This window comes from Oceanicaulis sp. (genome assembly GCA_040112665.1).
GTDB lineage: Bacteria > Pseudomonadota > Alphaproteobacteria > Caulobacterales > Maricaulaceae > Oceanicaulis.
Window position 1 is genome coordinate 693,912 of record CP157796.1, and the last position, 19,746, is coordinate 713,657.

At 67.3% G+C, this 19,746-nt stretch carries 18 protein-coding genes; 9 read left to right on the forward strand and 9 right to left on the reverse strand.

Annotated elements, in window-relative coordinates:
- Positions 1–845: 845 nt before the first annotated feature.
- The 3 genes from ABL308_03365 to ABL308_03375 all read right to left on the reverse strand — a co-directional run bounded on the left by ABL308_03365 (position 846) and on the right by ABL308_03375 (position 6,619).
- Positions 846–3,248 carry a DNA translocase FtsK 4TM domain-containing protein gene (locus tag ABL308_03365; GenBank protein ID XBQ16921.1) on the reverse strand — a complete coding sequence of 801 codons (2,403 nt, stop codon included), beginning with the start codon at positions 3,246–3,248 and terminating at the stop codon, positions 846–848.
- A gap of 67 nt (positions 3,249–3,315) precedes the next feature.
- A complete protein-coding gene (locus tag ABL308_03370) occupies positions 3,316–4,575 on the reverse strand; it encodes a hypothetical protein (protein XBQ16922.1) in 1,260 nt (419 codons plus the stop codon).
- 817 nt (positions 4,576–5,392) lie between these two features.
- Positions 5,393–6,619, reverse strand: a complete 1,227-nt coding sequence (locus ABL308_03375) for an argininosuccinate synthase (protein XBQ16923.1) — start codon at positions 6,617–6,619, stop codon at positions 5,393–5,395.
- A 141-nt stretch (positions 6,620–6,760) separates the two neighbouring features.
- Here ABL308_03375 and glsA point away from each other — a divergent pair, with 141 nt between their 5' ends.
- Positions 6,761–8,071, forward strand: coding sequence for a glutaminase A (gene glsA / locus ABL308_03380; GenBank protein ID XBQ16924.1), 1,311 nt, complete (start codon positions 6,761–6,763; stop codon positions 8,069–8,071).
- A gap of 7 nt (positions 8,072–8,078) precedes the next feature.
- Here the strand turns inward: glsA and ABL308_03385 are convergent, their stop codons facing one another.
- Genes ABL308_03385 through ABL308_03395 form a run of 3 tightly spaced genes read right to left on the reverse strand, consistent with a single transcriptional unit; the run spans position 8,079 to position 9,903 of the window.
- Positions 8,079–8,840 (reverse strand): class I SAM-dependent methyltransferase, encoded by a 762-nt coding sequence (locus tag ABL308_03385; protein ID XBQ16925.1) that lies wholly within the window; start codon positions 8,838–8,840, stop codon positions 8,079–8,081.
- 43 nt (positions 8,841–8,883) lie between these two features.
- Complete coding sequence (locus ABL308_03390; protein ID XBQ16926.1) at positions 8,884–9,228, reverse strand: hypothetical protein; 345 nt, start codon at positions 9,226–9,228, stop codon at positions 8,884–8,886.
- A gap of 42 nt (positions 9,229–9,270) precedes the next feature.
- Complete coding sequence (locus ABL308_03395; GenBank protein XBQ16927.1) at positions 9,271–9,903, reverse strand: hypothetical protein; 633 nt, start codon at positions 9,901–9,903, stop codon at positions 9,271–9,273.
- A 42-nt stretch (positions 9,904–9,945) separates the two neighbouring features.
- Between ABL308_03395 and mutM the strand changes: the two genes are divergently transcribed.
- The 4 genes from mutM (at position 9,946) to rpsT (ending at position 13,221) form a co-directional block, all read left to right on the forward strand.
- Complete coding sequence (gene mutM / locus ABL308_03400) at positions 9,946–10,806, forward strand: bifunctional DNA-formamidopyrimidine glycosylase/DNA-(apurinic or apyrimidinic site) lyase (protein XBQ16928.1); 861 nt, start codon at positions 9,946–9,948, stop codon at positions 10,804–10,806.
- 170 nt (positions 10,807–10,976) lie between these two features.
- Positions 10,977–11,903, forward strand: a complete 927-nt coding sequence (locus ABL308_03405) for a TraB/GumN family protein (protein ID XBQ16929.1) — start codon at positions 10,977–10,979, stop codon at positions 11,901–11,903.
- Between the two features lie 150 nt (positions 11,904–12,053).
- Complete coding sequence (locus ABL308_03410; GenBank protein XBQ16930.1) at positions 12,054–12,830, forward strand: enoyl-CoA hydratase; 777 nt, start codon at positions 12,054–12,056, stop codon at positions 12,828–12,830.
- Positions 12,831–12,951: 121 nt separating this feature from the next.
- Positions 12,952–13,221: a 30S ribosomal protein S20 gene (gene rpsT, locus ABL308_03415; GenBank protein XBQ16931.1), complete on the forward strand. Its 270-nt coding sequence runs from the start codon at positions 12,952–12,954 to the stop codon at positions 13,219–13,221.
- On the opposite strand, the gene ABL308_03420 is transcribed toward rpsT, so the two are convergent.
- Entirely contained in the window at positions 13,215–13,346 is a 132-nt protein-coding gene (locus ABL308_03420; protein XBQ16932.1) for a hypothetical protein, read from the reverse strand. The genes rpsT and ABL308_03420 overlap by 7 nt on opposite strands.
- 382 nt (positions 13,347–13,728) lie before the next feature.
- On the opposite strand from ABL308_03420, the gene dnaA reads away from it, so the two are divergent.
- The 3 genes from dnaA to recF all read left to right on the forward strand — a co-directional run bounded on the left by dnaA (position 13,729) and on the right by recF (position 17,580).
- Positions 13,729–15,147, forward strand: a complete 1,419-nt coding sequence (gene dnaA, locus ABL308_03425) for a chromosomal replication initiator protein DnaA (GenBank protein XBQ16933.1) — start codon at positions 13,729–13,731, stop codon at positions 15,145–15,147.
- Between the two features lie 139 nt (positions 15,148–15,286).
- Positions 15,287–16,405: a DNA polymerase III subunit beta gene (gene dnaN / locus ABL308_03430; GenBank protein XBQ16934.1), complete on the forward strand. Its 1,119-nt coding sequence runs from the start codon at positions 15,287–15,289 to the stop codon at positions 16,403–16,405.
- Positions 16,402–17,580, forward strand: coding sequence for a DNA replication/repair protein RecF (recF, locus tag ABL308_03435; protein ID XBQ16935.1), 1,179 nt, complete (start codon positions 16,402–16,404; stop codon positions 17,578–17,580). Before dnaN ends, recF begins: the two co-directional genes overlap by 4 nt.
- Here recF and thpR read toward each other — a convergent pair.
- Positions 17,577–18,143: an RNA 2',3'-cyclic phosphodiesterase gene (gene thpR, locus ABL308_03440; GenBank protein XBQ16936.1), complete on the reverse strand. Its 567-nt coding sequence runs from the start codon at positions 18,141–18,143 to the stop codon at positions 17,577–17,579. The two genes, recF and thpR, sit on opposite strands and share 4 nt — an antisense overlap.
- A gap of 187 nt (positions 18,144–18,330) precedes the next feature.
- On the opposite strand from thpR, the gene ABL308_03445 reads away from it, so the two are divergent.
- A complete protein-coding gene (locus tag ABL308_03445) occupies positions 18,331–19,092 on the forward strand; it encodes a Bax inhibitor-1/YccA family protein (protein ID XBQ16937.1) in 762 nt (253 codons plus the stop codon).
- 59 nt (positions 19,093–19,151) lie between these two features.
- Here ABL308_03445 and ABL308_03450 read toward each other — a convergent pair whose 3' ends face one another.
- Entirely contained in the window at positions 19,152–19,493 is a 342-nt protein-coding gene (locus ABL308_03450) for a DUF2794 domain-containing protein (protein XBQ16938.1), read from the reverse strand.
- Between the last annotated feature and the right edge of the window lie 253 nt (positions 19,494–19,746).

The window sequence follows — 19,746 nt, forward strand, 5'->3', positions numbered from 1 at the left end:
AGCTCGGGGACGCTGGAAAACAGCGGCTATTTTCCGTTATTAGGACCGTCAACCCTAAAATTGATCCAGTCTTTAGCCTTGGCGATCTGGATTCTGGGTTCGCATCCAGCGTGGTTGGGTCCGCCGACGCTCTGGCGCTGTTCGTGGAGTACGAAACAGATCCCGACGACGTGGCAGCCGTTCTCCGTGCCGCAAGTATCGATCCCCGAAGGGTGACAGTGCTTCTCAATTTCCACGGAGCGCCCTTAGGGGTGGAAGCCGGCCCAAGCATCGCCGGGGCAATTGAAGGCATCTATGCTGCGGCGCCCGTACGCCAAATCGTTTTCCAAGGTTCAGCATATCCATCTAATTTGCCGGTCGGCCCGAACGAAAGCACGCGGATCCCGCGAGGCGAATGGCATGCTTTCCGAAGCTGCCGGGAAGAGCTGAGCCTACCGCCGGGGGTCCTCGCCTACGGCGATTACGGAGCGGACACTTCGAAGATTGAGTTTCCCAAAAGCAAGGGGGGGCGCCCGAGGCCGCATCTTCGCTTCACTGGCGCGAATGACACCCTTGTGGTTCGCGGCGCGGACGAAGGGCCCTTTACCACATCTATGCGAAAGGTCGCGCGTCAGGTCGTGGACTCGCGAGAGTACGTAGGGCGGGGTTACTCCTACGCAGACGATCGGATTTGGCAGTTTGCCCACCGAATGACCGAGACCTGCGGAGACCCGACCACCTGGCGCGAGCTGAACACGGCCCACCACATTGCTGTTGTAATGCGGACCCTGGGCGCAGAGCAGAATGTCCGCTTCACGACTGGGACGTTCCGCGAGTTTGAAGAGCAAGGGAGTCTCTTCTAACCCCTAAGCCTCGTTATGTTCGGGCAGGAAGATCTCGCGTTTGCCCGCGTGGTCTGACGGGCCGATCATGCCTTCGTCTTCCATGCGCTCGATGAGGCTGGCGGCGCGGTTGTAGCCGATCTGCAGCCGGCGCTGGATGTAGCTGGTGGAGGCCTTGCGGTCGCGGGCGACCACGGCCACGGCCTGGTCGAACAGATCGTCGCCCGAGCCCTCGCCGCCGCCGAACAGGTCCGACGCCCCGCCGCCGTCCTCGTCGAGTTCCTCGGTTACCGCGTCGAGATATTCCGGCGTGCCCTGCTCTTTCAGGAACGCCGCGACTTCCTCGACTTCGCGGTCGGAGACGAACGGCCCGTGAAGGCGGCGGATGCGCCCCCCGCCGGCCATGTAGAGCAGGTCGCCCATGCCGAGGAGCTGTTCGGCGCCCTGCTCGCCCAGGATCGTCCGGGAGTCGATCTTGGAGGTGACCTGGTAGGAAATCCGCGTCGGGAAGTTCGCCTTGATCGTGCCGGTGATGACGTCCACCGAAGGACGCTGGGTCGCCATGATGAGGTGGATGCCCGCCGCGCGCGCCATCTGCGCCAGCCGCTGGATCGCGCCCTCGATCTCCTTGCCCGCGACCATCATCAGGTCCGCCATCTCGTCGATGACGACCACGATGTAGGGCATGGAGTCCGGCTCGATCGTTTCGGTCTCGTACACCGGCTCGCCGCTCTCGCGATCGAACCCGGTCTGCACGGTGCGCTCGAGCACTTCGCCGGCCTCGCGGGCGGCGCGGGCCTTCTCGTTGAAGCCCTTCATGTTGCGCACGCCGACCTTGGACATTTTCAGATAGCGCGACTCCATCTCGCGCACGGTCCATTTCAGCGCCGCCACCGCCTTTTTCGGGTCGGTGACCACGGGGCTGAGAAGGTGCGGGATGCCGTCATAGACCGACAGTTCCAGCATCTTGGGGTCGATCATGATCATGCGGCACTCTTCGGGCGGCAGCCGGTAGAGCAGCGACAGGATCATCGCGTTCACGCCCACTGATTTACCCGAGCCCGTGGTGCCCGCGATCAGCAGGTGAGGCATTTTCGCAAGGTCGGCGGTGAAGGGCTCGCCGCCGATGGTCTCGCCCAGCGCCATGGGCAGCTCGGCCTTGGCGGTCTCGAAATTCTTCGACGCCAGCAGGGCGCGCAGGAAGACCGTCTCGCGGTTCTGGTTGGGCAGCTCGATGCCGATGGCGTTGCGGCCGGGCACCACCGCGACGCGGCAGGCGACCGCGGCCATGGAGCGCGCGATGTCGTCGGCGAGATTGATCACGCGGCTGGTCTTCACCCCCGGCGCGGGTTCGAGTTCGTAGAGCGTCACCACCGGTCCGGGGCGGACCTGGGTGACCTCGCCCTTCACACCGAAATCAGCCAGCACGCCGGCCAGAAGCTCGGCGTTCTGCGCCAGCGCTTCAGGATCGACCACGTCGGCGCGCGGCGGCGCCGGCGCGAGCAGATCGAGGCGCGGCAGATCGAACCCGTCGGTCTCGGCGAAGGGCAGCGCGCCTTGCGCCTCGCGCATTTCGCGGTCCGAGGATTTGGGCGCTTTTTTCTTCGCGACCTTCGGGCCTGCGGGGCGCGTGCGTGCAGGCGCTTCAGGGGTTTTCCGCTCTGAGGGCGCGGGGCGTTCGGCTTTCGCCTTCAGGAAGGCCGGCGCGGTTTCGGCCCGGCCGTCGGGCTGAACCGGACGCGGCTCGCGGGCGTCCTTGCGCCAGGGTTTGGGCGCGGCGCCGGCGACCTGGTCGATCCAGACGCGCACCGTCGCCCAGGCGAGCTCCGCCGCATCCTTCGCGGCGACGAGATCGGCCATGGTCAGGCCAAAGCACAGGAACACGCCCAGCACGGCCAGCGCGAGGCCCGTCGCCCCGGCGATCACCGAAGGTCCGGGCAGGCCGACCGCGCCGTAAAGTCCTGACACGACGCCCAGGAGCCCGTCGCCCAGCAGCCCGCCGAGCCCGGCGGCGAAGGGCCAGTTCGCCGGCATGGGCAGCGCGCTCACCGCCATGGCGAAGCCGCAGACGCCTGCGAGCCCGCTCATCAGGCGGAATACGCCGAGCCAGACGCCGCGCCCGCGCGGTCCGCGCACCAGCAGGATCAGCCCCCAGGCGATCAGCGCAAGCGCTGCGGCCGCACCGGCCCAGCCGGTCGTCTGCAGAACCAGATCGGCGAGGATGGCGCCCGGTCCGCCCATCAGGTTGGTCACCGGCGCGGAGGTCGCCGCATTCAGGCTCGGATCGAGCGGATCATGGCTCAGCGTCGCGGCGAGCGTGAAGCCGCCGGCGGCGGCCATCGCCGCGCCGACCACGAAGGTGCGAACGCGGGCGATCAGCCCCGGCGGGGTCTCGATGACGTCGTCAGGCGCGGTTTCGGCGGTCATGGGCGGCAGTGTCGCCGCTCAAGTCTTCAAACGGGGTAAACGAAACATGACCGCAGCAGCGCCGCGTTCAGGGCAGCTCCACCCTCAGCACCACCGGATCGGCGCGCGGGGTCTCGGGCGCCGAGCCGTCTTCGGGGAAGAGCCGCCATTGCGCGTCGGCGATGACGAAGGCCGTTCCGCCGACGAGCCGCACCGCGGAAGGCTCGGCCAGGCGCGGATCGCCGGTCAGCACCGGGGTCAGGGCCGTGGGCGCACCGTCCATGTCGAGTTCGATCTCGAACAGGCCGAAAGGCGCCGCGCCGTTGCGTGTGACGAAAAGCCGGCCCGTCCGGTCCGCCGCCAGGCTGTCGAGCCCGATCAGGCTCGCGCCCGGAGGGCTCGGCAGAAGCGCGGCCTGGCGCGTGCGGGTGTCGACCCGCCAGATCCCGAGCGCGTAATCGACCGCATAGACCGAACCCCGTGTGGGCACGAGGCCCTGCAGCGAAGCGAACCGATCGTCCTCGGCGAAGAGTTCGAGCTCTGCGCGCGGCCCGTCCAGGCGGTAGATCCGCCCCGCCCCCGCGTCGGCGGCGTAGACCACGCCGTCCCGGACCACCACGTCGCCGATGCGCTCGGCGCCTTCAATCGTGTGGCGGCGGACGATGTGGCCGGTGGCGATGTCCAGCGCGACCAGCGCCGTTCCGGCGGTTTCGTCCTCGGCCAGCGGGGTTTGCGGCAGGGTCGCCTCGGCGGCGTAGACAAGCCCGTTCACCGGATCGACCGCGAGCCCGAGGATCGAGCCCAGCGGTTCGTCGTCGCCGGCGAACACGTCCGCGGCGTCCGGCGCGAAGGGTTCGACCTTGTAGATGCGGCGATCGGCGACCGTGCCCAGGAACAGCGCCTCGGTCTTGTCGTCGACGGCCAGCGCCTCGACCAGCGCGTCGGGCAGAGGCGGTTTGGCGGCCTGACGCGCCGATCCCACCGGTGCGGCGGTCTCTGCGAGCCGCGCTTCGATCGCTGCATAGCGCTCCGGATCGGCGGCCTGCGCGGCGGCGGCGTCGGGCAGATCGGCGAGATCGAAGCTCAGCCCGGCCGAAGCCACGGCCTCGACCGCGTCCAGCACGTCCTCGGGCGAGCCCGACCGGCTCGCGATGATCACCGCATTGGTCAGAAGCCCCGGATGGCCGGGCTGGATCGCCAGCGCGGCGGCGTTGGTGCGCCGGGCGGACTCCCAGTCCCCCGCGCCCGCCGCCTCGCGGGTCAGATCCCTCAGCTCGCGGGACAGATCGAGCAGGCCCGCCTCCTGGGCGGAGGCCTGCGCAGCGCCGAGCGCGAGCACGGCGGACATGAGAAACCCCTTCATGGCCGCGACTTTGCCCGCCGCCTCGAGGCCGGGCAAGGGCGCCGGCGCGGCGGTGTCGTGTCGGGGATGTGGCGGGGCGGTCGCTGTTTTCGCGAGCGCGACTTTTAAAAACTGCGCCAGCTAGACGAGCTTAAAATCGTAATCAGGCAACGCGAATATTAATGCTATTACTGACGCCGGAACGAAAATTAATACGCGCGCCACATCGACCAAAAGCTCCGAAATTATATATAATACTGATTTTATATCGGTAATTCTATATGTCTGAGACATTTCATCCAATATATCCTGTTCACGTTCATACAGGAATCTGCTTGAATCAATCATTTGCGTAAGATTTTTTCTACTCTGCTCTGCTCACTATTGAAATCATGAGAGCCAATATTTTTATGCTCTAGTTTTTTATCGAGCCCATACAACTGCTCGCGGAGCGAATCGATTTGGGCCTCCACTGTGGACATCTGCTCACGGGTTTTAGCAAGCACGTCCTTTAAACGTTCAACCTGCTCGGATCGGTAAACCAATGCACGACTTCGCATATTTTGATAATATTCGAACCATAGGCGTATACACATAAACGTCGAACTAGACACAAAATATAACAATATCAGCCAAACAAATAAATGAAAGTATTCTAGCTCTACGACCATTACACTTTCGTAAATGGTCCCGTCAAAGTTTAAAATGTCCAGCTCAATCGCGATGCAAACGCTGCTTAGCACGAATAGCGGTAGCCGCCTCGCAGAAAGAAACTCAAATGCGCTGTGGCTGGGATCGTCCCGGAACAGTCGGAGATTTATCACTAGTCGTTCCGCCCCAGCCTCTTCTTCCGGTCCGCGATGAGCCGCAGGCGCAGCGCATTGAGGGTGATGAAGCCTTCGGCGTCCTTCTGATCGTAGACCTCGTCCTCCTCGAAGGTGACGTGGGCCAGCGAGTAGAGCGAGTGCGGCGAGGAGCGGCCGACGACCAGGACATTGCCCTTGTAGAGCTTCAGGCGCACCTCGCCGGTCACATGCTCCTGGCTGTGATCGATGGCGGCCTGCAGCATTTCCCGCTCGGGGCTGAACCAGAAGCCCTCGTAGACGAGCTTGGCGTATTTCGGCATCAGCTCGTCTTTCAGGTGCATCGCGCCGCGATCGAGCGTGAGCTGTTCGATCCCGCGATGGGCCATCATCAGGATCGTCCCGCCCGGCGTCTCGTAGATCCCGCGCGACTTCATGCCGACGAACCGGTTCTCGACCAGATCCAGCCGTCCGATCCCGTGCCCGGCGCCCAGCGCGTTGAGCTTGGTCAGAAGCTCGGCCGGCGATAGCGCCTCGCCGTTCACGCTGACCGCGTCGCCGCGTTCAAATCCGATGGTGACGTATTCGGGCTGGTCGGGCCCCTCTTCGGGGTGACGGGTGCGCAGGCAGACCTCGTTGAACGCCTCTTCGGCGGGGTCTTCGAGCATTTTGCCTTCGGAACTCGTGTGCCAGAGATTGGCGTCGATGGAGAACGGCGCCTCGCCGCGCTTGTCCTTGGGCACCTCGATGCCGTGCTGCTCGGCGTAGGCGATCAGCTTGGCGCGCGAGTTGAGATCCCATTCCCGCCAGGGCGCGATGACTTTCAGCCCCGGATCGAGCGCAGCCACGCCGAGCTCGAAGCGGACCTGGTCGTTGCCCTTGCCGGTGGCGCCATGAGCGACCGCGTCCGCGCCGGTTTCATGGGCGATCTCGACCAGGCGCTTGGCGATCAGCGGCCGGGCGATGGACGTGCCCAGCAGATACTGGCCTTCATAGACCGCGTTCGCCCGCACCATCGGGAAGCAGTAATCGCGCACGAATTCCTCGCGCAGATCGTCGATATAGATCTGCTTGATGCCGGCCTTCTCGGCCTTGGCGCGCGCAGGCCCAAGCTCCTCGCCCTGGCCCAGATCGGCGGTGAAGGTGACCACTTCGGCCTGATAGACGTCCTGCAGCCATTTCAGGATGACGCTGGTGTCCAGCCCGCCGGAATAGGCGAGGACGATCTTCTTGACGGGCTTGACCATGGCGGAGCTCCTTCGTGCTGCGGCGCGGCAACTTAGTGCGCCTTAAGACGCAGCGAAAGCGGCGAGGTCGCGCAGCTTGCGCGGGCCGGGCCGCGTTGGGATGCTAGCGCCCCGTGAAGCGACCGAAAGACGCCGCCACCCGTGTCAGACGACCCATCGACGCCCCTCCCGGCGGCCGCGCCCGCCACAGCGCCGGGCGCGTTCCGCACACGCCCCGCCCAGTTCGAACGCGACGCCGCAGGCGACGGGGCGCGCGCCGAGGCCGCCGATGCGATCTTCGCAAAGCTCGGCCGCGACGGCGAGGTGCAGGCAGGGGACGTGCTGGCCGCGCTCGAACGCGCCGGGCTGTCGGCGAACGATCCGCGGCTTCAGGGCACGCGAACGGCGCTGGCCGGCAAACGCGCGTTCGACCAGAAGGGCCTCGCCGAGGCCCTGCCCGCCGATGAGGCACGGCTTGTGCGCGCCGCCGTGCGCGGCGAGCTCGCCGCGGGCGATTTCCCCCGCTTCAGGGGCACGATCGAGAACCTGTTTCACTTCGCCGCCGGCGACACGAAGGGAAAGGTCGCAAGCTACATCCCTGAACTCGCCAAGGCCGATCCCGACGCCTTCGCGCTGGGCTGCTGCACGATCGACGGCCAGCGTTTCGAGCTGGGGCTGAGAGAGGGCGACGAGACCCGCGCGTTCTGTCTTCAGTCCGCGATGAAGCCGCTGAACTACGCCCTCGCGCTGGAGCTTTCAGGCGAAGCGCTGGTGCACGCCCATGTCGGCCGCGAGCCGTCCGGCCAGGGCTTCAACGAAATCACGCTCGACCGGAAGGGCCGGCCCCACAATCCGATGATCAACGCCGGCGCGATCCTGACGAGCGCGCTAATCCGCCCCTCCTGCGGCATCGAAGAACGCTTCGATCTGATCAGGCGGCTCTGGCGCTCGGCGTCAGCGGGCGAGGCGCCGGGCTTCGACGAGGCGGTGTTCGAAAGCGAGCGCGCCCATGCCGACCGCAATTTCGCGCTGGCCTATTTCATGCGCGAGCACGGCTGCTTTCCGCCCGAAGCGGACATGCACGCGGCGCTCGAGCTTTATTTCCGCTGCTGCTCGCTGACCGTCGACGTGCGCCGGCTCGCCTGCGCGGCGGCGACGCTGGCCAATGGCGGGGTCTGCCCGGTCACCGAAAGACGGGTGGTGGGCCGGCAGAGCGTGAAGGCGGTGCTGTCGCTGATGCTCAGCTGCGGCATGTATGATTTTTCAGGCGAGTACGCCTTCACCGTCGGCCTGCCGGCCAAGTCCGGCGTCTCCGGCGCGCTGATGATCGTGGTGCCGGGCGTGGCCGGGTTCGCGCTCTACGCGCCGCGTCTGGGCGTTCAGGGCAATTCCCGGCGCGGGGTCGAGTTCTCCCGCCGTCTGGTGGAAGCTTTTCCCTGGCACGTCTACGCCCCGATCGTTCAGGGACCGTGAGGGCCGCTTACGCCTTCCAGCCCGAATGGATCGCCGCGATGCCGCCGGACAGGTTCGTCACCTCGACCTTTAAAAAGCCCGCCTCTTCCAGCTCGGCCGCGAAGGCGGACTGGTGGGGGAAGCGGCGGATGCTTTCCACCAGGTACTGATAGCTGTCGCGGTCCTTTGCGATCGCGCCGCCCAGGGCGGGGATCGCGTTGAAGCTCCACGCATCGTAGATCTTTTCGAGCGCGCGCGTGGTGGGCCGGGAGAATTCCAGGCAGACGAAGCGCCCGCCGGTCTTCAGGACCCGCCGCATGTCCTTGAGCGCCGCCATCCGGTCGGTGACGTTGCGGATGCCGAAGCCGATCATCACGCTGTCCGCGCAGGCGTCTTCGAACGGCAGGATCTCGGCGTTGGCGACCGCCCAGGACAGGCGCTCGCGCCGGCCGCGGCCGATTCCCGACAGCAGCATCTGCTCGTTGATGTCAGCGACCACCGCCTCGGCCTTTTCGGCCGCGCCGCGCCGTTTTCCCATCGCGTCGGCGCGATCGAGGAAGGCGCGGGCGAGATCGCCCGTGCCGCCGGCCACGTCGATCAGCCGCGCGCCGGGGCGCGGGCCGGCCTTGGTGACGGCGATGTCCTTCCAGACCCGATGCACCCCGAGGCTCATCAGGTCGTTCATCAGATCATAGCGCCGGGCGCTGGAATCGAAGACGCGGCGCACGAGGCCCTGCTTCTCCTCGCGCCGGACCTCGCGATAGCCGAAAGAGACGGTGTCCTTGCTCATGGCGGGCAAGCTAAGCCGCGCGGGCGCGGAAGGCCAGCGCGTCTCAACGCCGCGTGCACTGCACGTCCCGGTCCATGTCCGGCCGCGACAGGGTGAGGCTTTCGCCTGCGATCTCTATGAAGAGTTCGGGATCGCCCGCCGCCTCGAAGCGCGCAGGCTCGCCCTCGCCCACCCGGTCGAGCTCGTAATCGGTACCGCCGAAGCGGATCTGCGCGCGCTCGGTCATGCGCTGGACCTCGATCTCGAAGCCGTTGCAGGCCCAGCTCTCCGCGTCGACGCCGGCGAACTCGCCCGTCGTACCCGCCGGCGGCGGATCGTCGTTCGGGGTCCGGTCGCTGCAGGCTGTGAGCGCGAGGGTGAAAACAGAAGCGGTCAGGATGAGGCGCATGGGGGGCTCCGGTCGGCGTCCGCGTGGTAACGCCCCGACCGGCTACGGGTTCACCGCATGCAGCCGGTGATCGCCCGCCTCGAAGCGCAGAAGCTCGAACCGGCCGCCGGCGCCTGGTTCGGGACGGTAGAAGGCCAGAAGCAGCCGGTCGCCGGGCGGTGCGAAGGCGGCGAGGCGGAAGGCGCAGGCTTCAGCGAGATTCATCCCGCCCAGATCGCGCGCGGGATCGTCCTCGGCGCATAGAAGCTTCAGACCGGCGCGGGCCTGGGCCAGCCGGTCGGCGGCGGCGCTGAGCGCGCGCCATCCGCCGCGCCAGCAGCATTCGGCCACGAAGGGCTGGTCCTTCATCTGGCCGAGATCGGTGGAATAGACGCGCCAGGCGATGTCGTAGACCGGATCGGCGCCGGCGCGGACCGCGCCCGCCTCCATCATCGCGGGAAACCGCCAGCGCGCCGCGATCTCGTGCACCGCGTCCGGCGTCGGGAAGCGCTCCAGAGCCTCTGAAAGGCCGTCACGCAAGGCCCGCGCGATCTGGTCGGTCCACGGATCGTCGCCTTCGGGGTAGAGCCCGGGCCGGTCGACGCCTGCGCGGCGCGCAGCGGTCTCTTCAATCGCGCGCACCACGAGGCTTGCGGGCGACAAGGCGCCGTCAGGGCTCGCGCCGTCGCGCGCCATCGCTAGATTTCCCCTCGACCGAAATCCATCCCGGAGAGGGTGATGCCTGAACTGCCCGAAGTCGAGACCGTCCGCCGCGGATTGCGGCCGGCCATGGACGGCCGTCGCATAATCGCCGCACGGACCAACCGGGCCGATCTGCGCTTCCCCTTTCCCGCAAGGTTCGCCGAGCGGCTGACCGGAGCGCGGGTCGAGCGGCTGGACCGGCGGGCGAAATATCTGCTGGTCCGGCTCGACACCGGCGAGACGCTGCTGATGCATCTGGGGATGAGCGGGCGGTTCACGATCACCGCAGACGATCGCTCCCGCCAGCCCGGCGACTTCGTCTACGCGCCCGCGGCGAACCCCGCTCACGACCATGTCGTCTTCGACATGCAGGGCGGCGCGCAGGTCGTCTATAACGATCCGCGGCGGTTCGGCTTCATGGACTTGTTTCCGACCGAGGCGCAGGACGCCAATAAATATCTCGCCGGTCTCGGGCCCGAGCCGGACTCCAACCTGTTCTCCGCCGCACACCTGTCCGAAGCGTTCGCAGGCCGGAAGAGCCCGGTGAAGGCCGGCCTGCTCGACCAGTCGGTCGTGGCGGGGCTGGGAAACATCTATGTCTGCGAGGCGCTGTGGCGGGCGCGGATCTCCCCCAGAAGGCTCTGCAATTCCGTGGCCGGCGCGCGCGCCGAGCGCCTCGCCCCTGCGGTGCGGGACGTCATCGCCGAGGCGATCGCGGCGGGCGGGTCGACCCTGCGCGACTATGCCGGCGCTGACGGCGCCATGGGCTATTTCCAGCACAGCTTCGACGTCTACGGCCGGGAAGGCGAGCCCTGCCGCCGCGAGGACGGCGGAGTGATCGCCCGCATCGTGCAGTCAGGCCGGTCGAGCTTTTTCTGCCCGCTCTGCCAGCGCTGAGCGGGCACATGAAACCTTCGTAAGGCAGGTAAAGCACCCTTGACCTCACAGGTCCCGCTAAGTAAATGTCCCTTTACATCGAGGCCCGGGCCGCACCAATCGCCTGAAAGCTGTAACAATTCCGGTCCAGGCTGCGACTGACGCCATATTCGCAACCCGAGGGGAGAGACATGCTCGACCGTTTGAAATCCGCCGCCCTGCGCTCTGCAGCCGCGTTCGCCACGGCCGCCGCGCTCGCCGGCGCCGCTCAGGCCCAGACCGATTACGCCGCCATCGAGGCCGATCCGGCCCTGTGGGCGATCTCCGACGAGGACAACACCGTCTATCTGTTCGGCACGGTGCACATCCTGCCGCCGGAGCTGGACTGGAAGACCGACGAGATCCGCGCCGCGATCGACAGCGCCGACATCGTCTATTTCGAAGCCGACGCCACCTCCGAGGCGGCCCAGGCCGAAGCCCAGGCGCTGATCCCGCAGCTGGGGCTGAACGCGCCGGGCGTCACGCTGAGCTCGCTGATCAGCGAGGAGGCCAAGGAAGACATGGCGATCATCGCCGGCCGTCTCGGCGCCCCGGCCGAAGCGCTCGCCGCGCAGATGGATCCGATGCAGCCCTGGCTCGCCTCGCTGACGCTCGCGGTGCTGCAGATCCAGGCCGGTGGTTACGACCCGCAATCGGGCGTCGAATACGCCATCGCCGACTATGTCGGCGAAGACGCCGAGTACGGCTATTTCGAGACCCTCGAGCAGCAGCTGCGCTTCTTCGCGGACATGCCGATGGAGATCCAGATCGCCGACTTCGAAGTCGGCGTCGCGCAGATGGTCGAAGACCCCGACATGCTGTCCGAACTCGTCCAGGCCTGGGCGGTCGGCGACATGGACACGGTCGACCGGCTGATGAACGAGGGCATGCGCGACAGCTCCGAGGAGCTGTTCCAGACCCTGATCGTGCAGCGCAACGAGGACTGGATCCCGCAGATCGAAGCGGTGCTCGCGGGCGACCAGGACGCCTTCATCGCGGTGGGCGCGGGCCATATGCCCGGCGATCACGGCGTGATCGCGCTTCTCGAAGCGGCCGGCCACACGGTCGAGCGCCGCTAGGCGGACGCATTTTTCGCGGACCGCAACAGGGCCCGCGCCGGGTGTCGACCCTGGCGCGGGCTTGTTGTATAGCGGCGCGCGTTTTTCGCTTCACTCCCCCGCGCGCGGCCGGTCAGGCCGGCGCGCCGAACATCACCGCGGAGGGCCCGCATGGCCTACAACACCATCCAGACCAAGACCGAAGGCCGTGTCGGCGTCATCACCCTCGATCGCCCCAAGGCGCTGAACGCGCTGTGCGACGAGCTGACCGGTGAACTCAGCGCCGCGCTCGCCGCCTTCGAGCGCGACGAGGAGATCGGCTGCGTGGTGATCACCGGCTCGGCGAAGGCCTTCGCCGCGGGCGCGGACATCAAGGAGCTGCAGGAGAAGGACTTCGTCTCGCTCTACAAGCGCGACCCGTTCGCGGAGACCTGGGAGAGCGTGGCGCGGTTCAGAAAGCCGATCATCGCGGCGGTGTCGGGCTATGCGCTCGGCGGCGGCTGCGAGATCGCGATGATGTGCGATTTCATCATCGCTTCCGAGACCGCCAAGTTCGGCCAGCCGGAGATCAATCTCGGCGTCATGCCGGGCGCGGGCGGCACCCAGCGCCTGCCGCGCGCGGTGGGCAAGGCCAAGGCGATGGATCTGTGCCTGACCGGCCGGATGATGAACGCCGAGGAAGCCGAGCGGGCGGGCCTGGTCGCCCGCATCGTGCCCGCCGACGAGCTGATGGACGTCGCCATGGAGGCGGCCTCCACCATCGCGTCGAAATCCCTGCCTGTGGCCATGATGACCAAGGAGGCGATCAACACCGCCTTCGAAACCGGCCTGGCTGAGGGCGTGCGCTTCGAGCGGCGCGTGTTCATGTCGCAATTCGCGCTGGAAGATCAGGCCGAGGGCATGGCCGCCTTCGCCGACAAGCGGGCGGCGCATTTCAAGCATCGCTAGGGGTTTCGCATCCCTTCGCGGTTGACGCCCGGTCCGCCCGGAGCTATACGCCGCGCCTTACCGAATTTGCCGCCGGCGCCGTCAAGTGGGCCGCCGGCCAGTGAAGAGAGCATCAGGACCCATGGCGAACACTCGCTCGGCGAAGAAGATGGCGCGCAAGATCGAGCGCCGCACCGCGCTCAACAAGGCCCGCCGCTCGCGGATGCGGACCTATGTGAAGAAGCTTCACGAGGCCGTCTCCGCCGGCGACCAGGACGCGGCCCGCACCGCGCTGCGCACTGCGGAGTCCGAGGTCATGAAGGCGGTCTCCGCCGGGGTCATCCACAAGAACACCGGGTCGCGGACGGTCTCCCGTCTCTCCGCCCGCGTGAAGTCGATGACGGCTCAGTAAAAAGTCGTCCAACCGCGGATAAAAAAATCAAGCGCTTCCGGCCCGACCGGGAGCGCTTTTTTCTTGCCTTCATGACGCGGCTGCGACACCCGAAACGCCTTGTCCAGACAGGCCATCTGCGCCATTCTGGCACAGCGATGAGAGCGCTGTTCCGAGTCCGATTTCAAAGCGATTTTCAAGCCGAAAATGCGATGAAATTTTTCTCATCGCGCAAACGCCCGCGCGGCTTTGTGAATCCCTCTGTCAAGCGCGGAATCGGCGAATTTGCGTGGTTAATGGTGTTGATTCGCACGGGCGTGCGGCTAACCTGTGGCCCTCGACGTTAGTCATCTCCATACGGACATAACAAAAGACCGGGGCGCCGGAGGTATGCGCTCAGCCGGATGGAGAAATTGCGTCCAAAAATCAGGATTTTGATCGCGGCGTCCATTGCCGCGGCGACAGGTTGAGGTTGGGGTCATGGGGCATGAAGTCAGCGCTGCTGCGATCCGTTTTGACGAGGTTGCCATGAACGGGGGCCGCGGTGCGGTCGGGGTCTGGCGCGAAGTGCGCGCCACGCTTCGGCGTGAGTTCGGCGACATCGTCTACGCATCCGAGATCGCACGGCTGCGCGTCGCCGAGGAGAACGGCCGGGTCTGCGTGATCTGTCCGAACGAGTTCAGCCGGTCCTGGGTCGAGGATCATCTCGGCGCCCGGCTGCGCGCGCTCTGGGCGGCGGCCGAAGACACGCCGCGCGACATCGTCATCGCCACCGAAGCCGGCCTCGCCGCCGCGCTGCGCCCGGCGGTGTCGGCCGCTGCGGCCGCCGCCTCGCGGGTGCGCGGCGCGGACATGGCGCGCGACACGCTTCAGTCCGGCGCGGCGACCGCCGCGCTCGCCGGCGGCGAGCCGGTCGAGACGCGCGCCACGCGCTTCACCTTCGACACCTTCATGGTGGGCTCGGCGAACATCATGGCCGCCACCGCCGCGAAATCGATCGCCAGCGCCGGCGCGCCGCACTTCAACCCGGTCTTCTTCCACGGCGATTACGGCGTGGGCAAAACCCACCTGCTCGCCGCGATCGCCCATGCGGTGGAACTCGGGGAGTCCCGCCGCCGCGCGCTCTACCTGACCGCCGAGGAGTTCCTGAACGGCTTCCAGTCCGCGCTGCGCGCCCGCGACGTCCAGCCCTTCAAGGATCTGGTGCGCGACTGCGACGTGCTGTTGATCGACGACGTGCACTTCATCGCCGGCAAGACCGCAACCGAGCTCGAATTCCTTCAGACGATCAACGCGCTGGTCGCCGCCGACAAGCAGGTCGTGCTCGCCAGCCACTGCGCGCCGGCCGAGCTGAACTTCAACGACCGGCGTCTGCGCGACATCCTGTCGGGCGGCTTCGCCTGCCCGCTGGCCGGACCCGATCTCGACCTGCGGCGCAAGATCGTCGACTGCAAGATCGCCCAGGCCCGCGGCTTCTGGCCCGACCTGGACGTGCCCGAGACGGTGCGCGACTTCCTGGCCGCCCGGGTGACCAGCTCGGCGCGCGAGCTCGAGGGCGTCCTCAACAACGTGATCGTGCGCACCGCCTTTCTGGGCCATCAGGTGACGCTGGACGCGGTCGAAGAGGCGCTGGGCGAGCTGCCCGTGCGCAGCGAGAAGCGCGTCACGGTCGACGACATCCAGAAGGCGACGGCGGCCTATTTCGACATCGCGGTGGAGGACATCCTGTCCAAGCGCCGCACCAAGACCGTCGTCCGGCCGCGTCATATCGCGATGTATCTGGCCAAGACCATGACCACGCGTTCGCTGCCGGACATCGGCCGGCGCTTCGGCGGCCGCGACCACTCCACGGTGATCCACGCGGTCACCAAGATGACCGAACAGATGACCTCCGACGCCGCTCTGGCCGAGGACATCGAGGCCGTCCGCCGCCGTCTGCGCGGCTAATTCGCCCCCCCGAAAACGAGATCGGCCGCAAGACCCCCTTCTTGCGGCCGATTTTTTTGGTTTAAGCTGGCCGCCTTTCAGATTCAGGCGATTCCCGGCACGGTCGATTCGCCCCCAAGGACAGGCAGAGGCGAGACACATGAAGCTCACCATCGAGCGCGCGACGCTGCTCAAGGCCCTCGGTCACGTTCAGGCCGTCGTCGAACGGCGCAACACCATCCCGATCCTGTCAAACGTGCTGATCAACGCACAGGGCGGGTTCGCCCGCTTCACCGCGACCGATCTCGACATGGAGATCGTCGAGGAGGCCGAGGCCAAGACCGAGCGCGAGGGCGTGGTCACCGCCCCCGCCCACACGCTTTACGAGATCGCGCGCAAGCTGCCCGAGGGCAGCGAGGTGACCCTCGAGATCGGCGGCGAGGATCCCCGCCTGACGCTCTCGGCGGGCCGGTCGCGCTTCAACCTGCCGGTCCTGCCGCCGGGCGATTTCCCGGTCATGCCGAGCGAGGACCTCGCGGTGAGCTTCGCCGCGCCGGCCAGCGAGATCGCGCGCCTGATCGACAAGACCCGCTTCGCGGTCTCCACCGAGGAGACGCGGTTCTATCTCAACGGCATCCATCTGCACGCCGCCGACCGCGACGGCCGCAAGACGCTGCGCGCGGTGGCGACCGACGGCCACCGCCTGGCGCTGGCGGAGACCGACCTGCCCGACGGCGCGGCCGGCATGCCGGCGGTCATTGTGCCGCGCAAGCCGATTCAGGAGCTGCGCCGCCTGCTCGAGGATCTCGACGGCGACGTCGAGGTGTCGGTCAGCGAAGGCAAGATCCGCTTCCAGCTCGGCGCAGCGGTGCTGACTTCGAAACTCATCGACGGCACCTTCCCCGACTATGAGCGGGTCATCCCGCGCGGCAACGACAAGATCCTGCGCATCGACCGCGCGCCGTTCGCCCAGGCCGTCGACCGGGTCGCCACGATCAGCCAGGAAAAGTCGCGCTCGGTGAAGCTCGCTTTGTCGGACGGCCAGCTCGTGCTGACGGTCAACAACCCCGAAAGCGGGGCGGCGAGCGAGGAGCTGGCGGCGGACTACACCAGCGACGAGATGGCGATCGGCTTCAACGCCCGCTATCTGCTGGACGTGGCCGGCCAGATCGAGGGCGATGAAGCCGTGTTCGAGTTCGCCGATTCCGGCTCGCCCACGCGGGTGACGGACTCCGGCGATCCCGACGCCGAATACGTGCTGATGCCGCTCAGGGTGTGAGCCCCGATCCCGCCACCTCTCCCGCGCCGGAGCGTCCGGCGGTCACCCGGCTGAAGCTCACCGGCTTTCGCAATTACGCCCGGCTCGATCTCGCGCTGGACGCGCGGCCCGTCGCGCTGTTCGGGCCCAACGGCGCGGGCAAGACCAATCTCGTCGAGGCGGTGAGCTTCCTGGGCCCCGGCCGCGGCGTGCGCGCGGCGGGCTCCGACGCGGTGCGCATGAAGACCGCCGACGGCCCCGCCCCGGTCTGGGCGGTCTACGCCGAGGCGATGACGCGGCAAGGCGCGGTGAGCCTCGCCACCGGCTCGGACCCCGCCGAACCCTCCCGGCGCAAGACCCGGCTCGACGGCGCGGCGGCGACGCAAGGCGAGCTTGCGCGCCTGTTTCCCATGGTCTGGCTCACCCCGCGCGAGGACCGGCTCTGGGCGGGGCCGCGCGCGGACCGGCTGAAATTCTTCGACCGGCTGGTGCTCGCCGGCGCGCCCGATCACGCCGCCGAAGCCTCCGCCTATGAAAAGGCGCAGCGCGAACGCCAGCGCCTGCTCGACCGGCTCGAAGAAGGCGGCCGCGCCGATCCCGGCTGGCTCGACGCGCTGGAATCTGAAATGGCCGCGCGCGGCGTGGCTCTAGCCGCCGCAAGGCTCGACGCGCTCGCACGGCTTCAGGCCGAGATCGACGCCCGGCCCGACAGCGCCTTCCCAAAGGCCGATCTCGCGCTTGAAGGCGTGCTCGAAGCCCGGCTGGGCGAAGGCATGAAGGCGGGCGAGGCCGAGGACTGGTTCGCAGACGCGCTCGCCTCCGCCCGCCGCCGCGACGGCGCGGCGGGCCGTGCGCTGACCGGGCCGCACCGCACCGAGCTCGCCGCCCGGCACCGGGAGAAGGATCAGCCGGCTGCAGACTGCTCCACCGGCGAGCAGAAGGCGCTCGTGCTCGGCCTCGCGCTGGCGCAGGCCGGCGCGGTGAAGGCGAGCCTGGGCGCAGCGCCCGTGCTCATCTTCGACGAAGCCTGCGCGCATCTCGACGCCGCACGGCGGGCGGGCCTGGCCGAGGCGATCCTGGCGCTCGACGTTCAGGCCTGGCTCACCGGCGTGGAGCCGGTCCTGTTCGAACCCTTCGGCGAAGACGCCCAGCGCATCGCGGTGGTCGAGGGCACGGCGCGGCGGGTGGACGCCTAGCGCCCGGCCAGCGGGTAGTCGGCGACGGCCTCGTAGAGATTGGGCTGGCCCGGCTTGCGGTTATGGCTGGCGTAGAGGTGAAACCGGTCCGCCATGACCGGCTCGGTCTCCAGCATCGACCAGCGCTGCTCGAAGCGCTGCACGCGCACCGGGTCCACCCCGCGCTCGAGATAGGCGAGCGTGAGGTGCGGGATGAAGGCCCGGCGCTCCATCTCCACGCCCGCACGTCCGCCCGCCTTGCGGCAGCGGCGCGCCAGATCAGTGAGCTCCGGGCCTGCCTCCACCCCGGCCCAGAGCGCGTGCGGCTCGGCCTTGCCGAACCGGCCTACGCCCTTCAGCCGCCACGCGAAAGGCGGGCAGGAGATCGCCGCAAGCTCATGATCGAGTTCCTCGATCACCGGCTCGTCGAGCTCGCCGTAGAAGGCGAGCGTGACGTGAAGGTTTTCCAGCGGCCGCCATTTCGCGCCGGGCACCTGATCCATCAGGTCCGCAGCCGCGTCGACGATCGGTTCGGGCGCGGGAAGGGCGGCGAAGACGCGCAAGGACATGAGCCCAAGGGGCATGGCCCGGCCGCGCGCGTCAAGGCTGCGGGCGGCGGCGCGCGGCAAATCCACAGCCGGGGAAGGGGAATCGGACGCATGACCGCGTCCGGTTTTCCTTGAATCCCGACCGCAGAACACTGATATTCAGTCTCACCACGCAGGCGCGCTCGTGCGTTACCTGCGCGAAGTCTGACGGAAGAAGGACGCAATGAACCAGTTTAACCGCACCGCCTATGACGCGCGCGCGCTCGACACCTCGGTCGACGAGGGTCTGCGCCGCTTCATGCTTGGGGTCTACAACAAGATGGGCCTGGGGCTGCTGCTGTCGGCGGCGCTGGCCTATATCGTCGGCACGGTGACCCCGGTCACCCAGCTCGTGTTCGGCACCCCGCTTCTCTACGTCGTCCAGTTCGGCCCGATCGCCCTGCTGTTCGGCTCGATGTTCTTCATGCGCAACCCCTCGCCGGTGGGCGCGGCGGTCCTTTACTGGGCCGTGGTCTCGCTGATCGGCGCCGGGCTCGGCGTGTGGGTCATGCTCGCCACCTCCGGCGTGCAGGCCGAGACCCTGACCGGATCGCTGTCGATCACCTTCGGCACGATCGCGCAGGCCTTCGTGATCACCGCGGCGGCGTTCTTCGCGCTGTCGCTGTTCGGCTACACCACGAAGCGCAATCTGCAGCCGCTCTCGAGCTTCCTGTTCATGGGGATCATCGGGGTTCTGGTGATCAGCCTGATCAACGTGTTCTTCATCGAGAGCTCGGGGCTTCAGTGGCTGATCCAGTTCGCCATTCTGGGCCTGATGGCCGGCGTGGTGGCGTTCCAGACGCAGAACCTGAAGATCATGTATCACGAGGTCGCCGGCGACGAGCGGTCCATGGCCGTGATGACCTATTACGGCGCGCTGAACCTCTACATCGCCTTCGTGAACATGTTCCAGGTCATCCTGATGATGCTGGGCAATCGCGAATAGCGCTTGGCCGAGACTGACGACGAGACGCCCCGGAGCCTTCGCTCCGGGGCGTTTTCGTTTCAGCTCAGCCCTTTCCAGCTCAGACGTTTGAGCTGGTTGTCGAAGACCTTCAGCACCTGAGCCAGATCGTGGCCGCGCTTGAGGATCGCGCCGCCGGCCGCGACGATCTTGTAGGCGCCCTGACGGCGGGCGTCGGCGGGGGTCTTCACGATGCGGTAGACCGGAAACTCAGCGGCATGGCGGAAGATGGCGAACTCGGCCCGGTCGCCGAGCCCGTCTATGGCGTAGTCGCGCCACTCGCCGCCGGCGACCATCATGCCGTACACGCGCAGGATCGCGTCGAGTTCGGTGCGGTGAAACATCACCGGATCGGGAGCCCTGCCGGCTACGCCGTGCTGCATCTGGCCGCCTTTCGAACCTGTCGGCATGCTTACGGAGACGTAACGCAAGCGCCGTTTTCCGGCCTTATTTTGGTCTCTCGACCGCCCAAGGCCAAATCCATTTTCACATTGCCGGTCGATGCGGGAAACGCCCGTGGATCTGGATTCACAGCCCCCCCAGCCCCCCGGATCTGGCGGGTCGCATCGATCGGCGCTTCTCCAAGCTGACAACTTTTCCCGCCCGGTTGAGGTTTCGGTCACCTGAACCAGTGAT

Excerpts from the sequence above, each read along its gene's own strand:
- ABL308_03385 (XBQ16925.1), bottom strand. The coding sequence starts at position 8,840 with ATGAGCAAGGACACCGTCTCTTTCGGCTATCGCGAGGTCCGGCGCGAG.
- dnaA (XBQ16933.1), top strand. The coding sequence starts at position 13,729 with ATGAACGGGGGCCGCGGTGCGGTCGGGGTCTGGCGCGAAGTGCGCGCC.
- ABL308_03450 (XBQ16938.1), bottom strand. The coding sequence starts at position 19,493 with ATGCAGCACGGCGTAGCCGGCAGGGCTCCCGATCCGGTGATGTTTCAC.
- ABL308_03390 (XBQ16926.1), bottom strand. The coding sequence starts at position 9,228 with ATGCGCCTCATCCTGACCGCTTCTGTTTTCACCCTCGCGCTCACAGCC.
- dnaN (XBQ16934.1), top strand. The coding sequence starts at position 15,287 with ATGAAGCTCACCATCGAGCGCGCGACGCTGCTCAAGGCCCTCGGTCAC.
- mutM (XBQ16928.1), top strand. The coding sequence starts at position 9,946 with ATGCCTGAACTGCCCGAAGTCGAGACCGTCCGCCGCGGATTGCGGCCG.
- thpR (XBQ16936.1), bottom strand. The coding sequence starts at position 18,143 with ATGCCCCTTGGGCTCATGTCCTTGCGCGTCTTCGCCGCCCTTCCCGCG.
- ABL308_03375 (XBQ16923.1), bottom strand. The coding sequence starts at position 6,619 with ATGGTCAAGCCCGTCAAGAAGATCGTCCTCGCCTATTCCGGCGGGCTG.
- ABL308_03445 (XBQ16937.1), top strand. The coding sequence starts at position 18,331 with ATGAACCAGTTTAACCGCACCGCCTATGACGCGCGCGCGCTCGACACC.
- ABL308_03420 (XBQ16932.1), bottom strand. The coding sequence starts at position 13,346 with ATGGCGCAGATGGCCTGTCTGGACAAGGCGTTTCGGGTGTCGCAGCCG.
- rpsT (XBQ16931.1), top strand. The coding sequence starts at position 12,952 with ATGGCGAACACTCGCTCGGCGAAGAAGATGGCGCGCAAGATCGAGCGC.
- ABL308_03405 (XBQ16929.1), top strand. The coding sequence starts at position 10,977 with ATGCTCGACCGTTTGAAATCCGCCGCCCTGCGCTCTGCAGCCGCGTTC.
- ABL308_03370 (XBQ16922.1), bottom strand. The coding sequence starts at position 4,575 with ATGTCCGCCGTGCTCGCGCTCGGCGCTGCGCAGGCCTCCGCCCAGGAG.
- ABL308_03395 (XBQ16927.1), bottom strand. The coding sequence starts at position 9,903 with ATGGCGCGCGACGGCGCGAGCCCTGACGGCGCCTTGTCGCCCGCAAGC.
- ABL308_03410 (XBQ16930.1), top strand. The coding sequence starts at position 12,054 with ATGGCCTACAACACCATCCAGACCAAGACCGAAGGCCGTGTCGGCGTC.
- ABL308_03365 (XBQ16921.1), bottom strand. The coding sequence starts at position 3,248 with ATGACCGCCGAAACCGCGCCTGACGACGTCATCGAGACCCCGCCGGGG.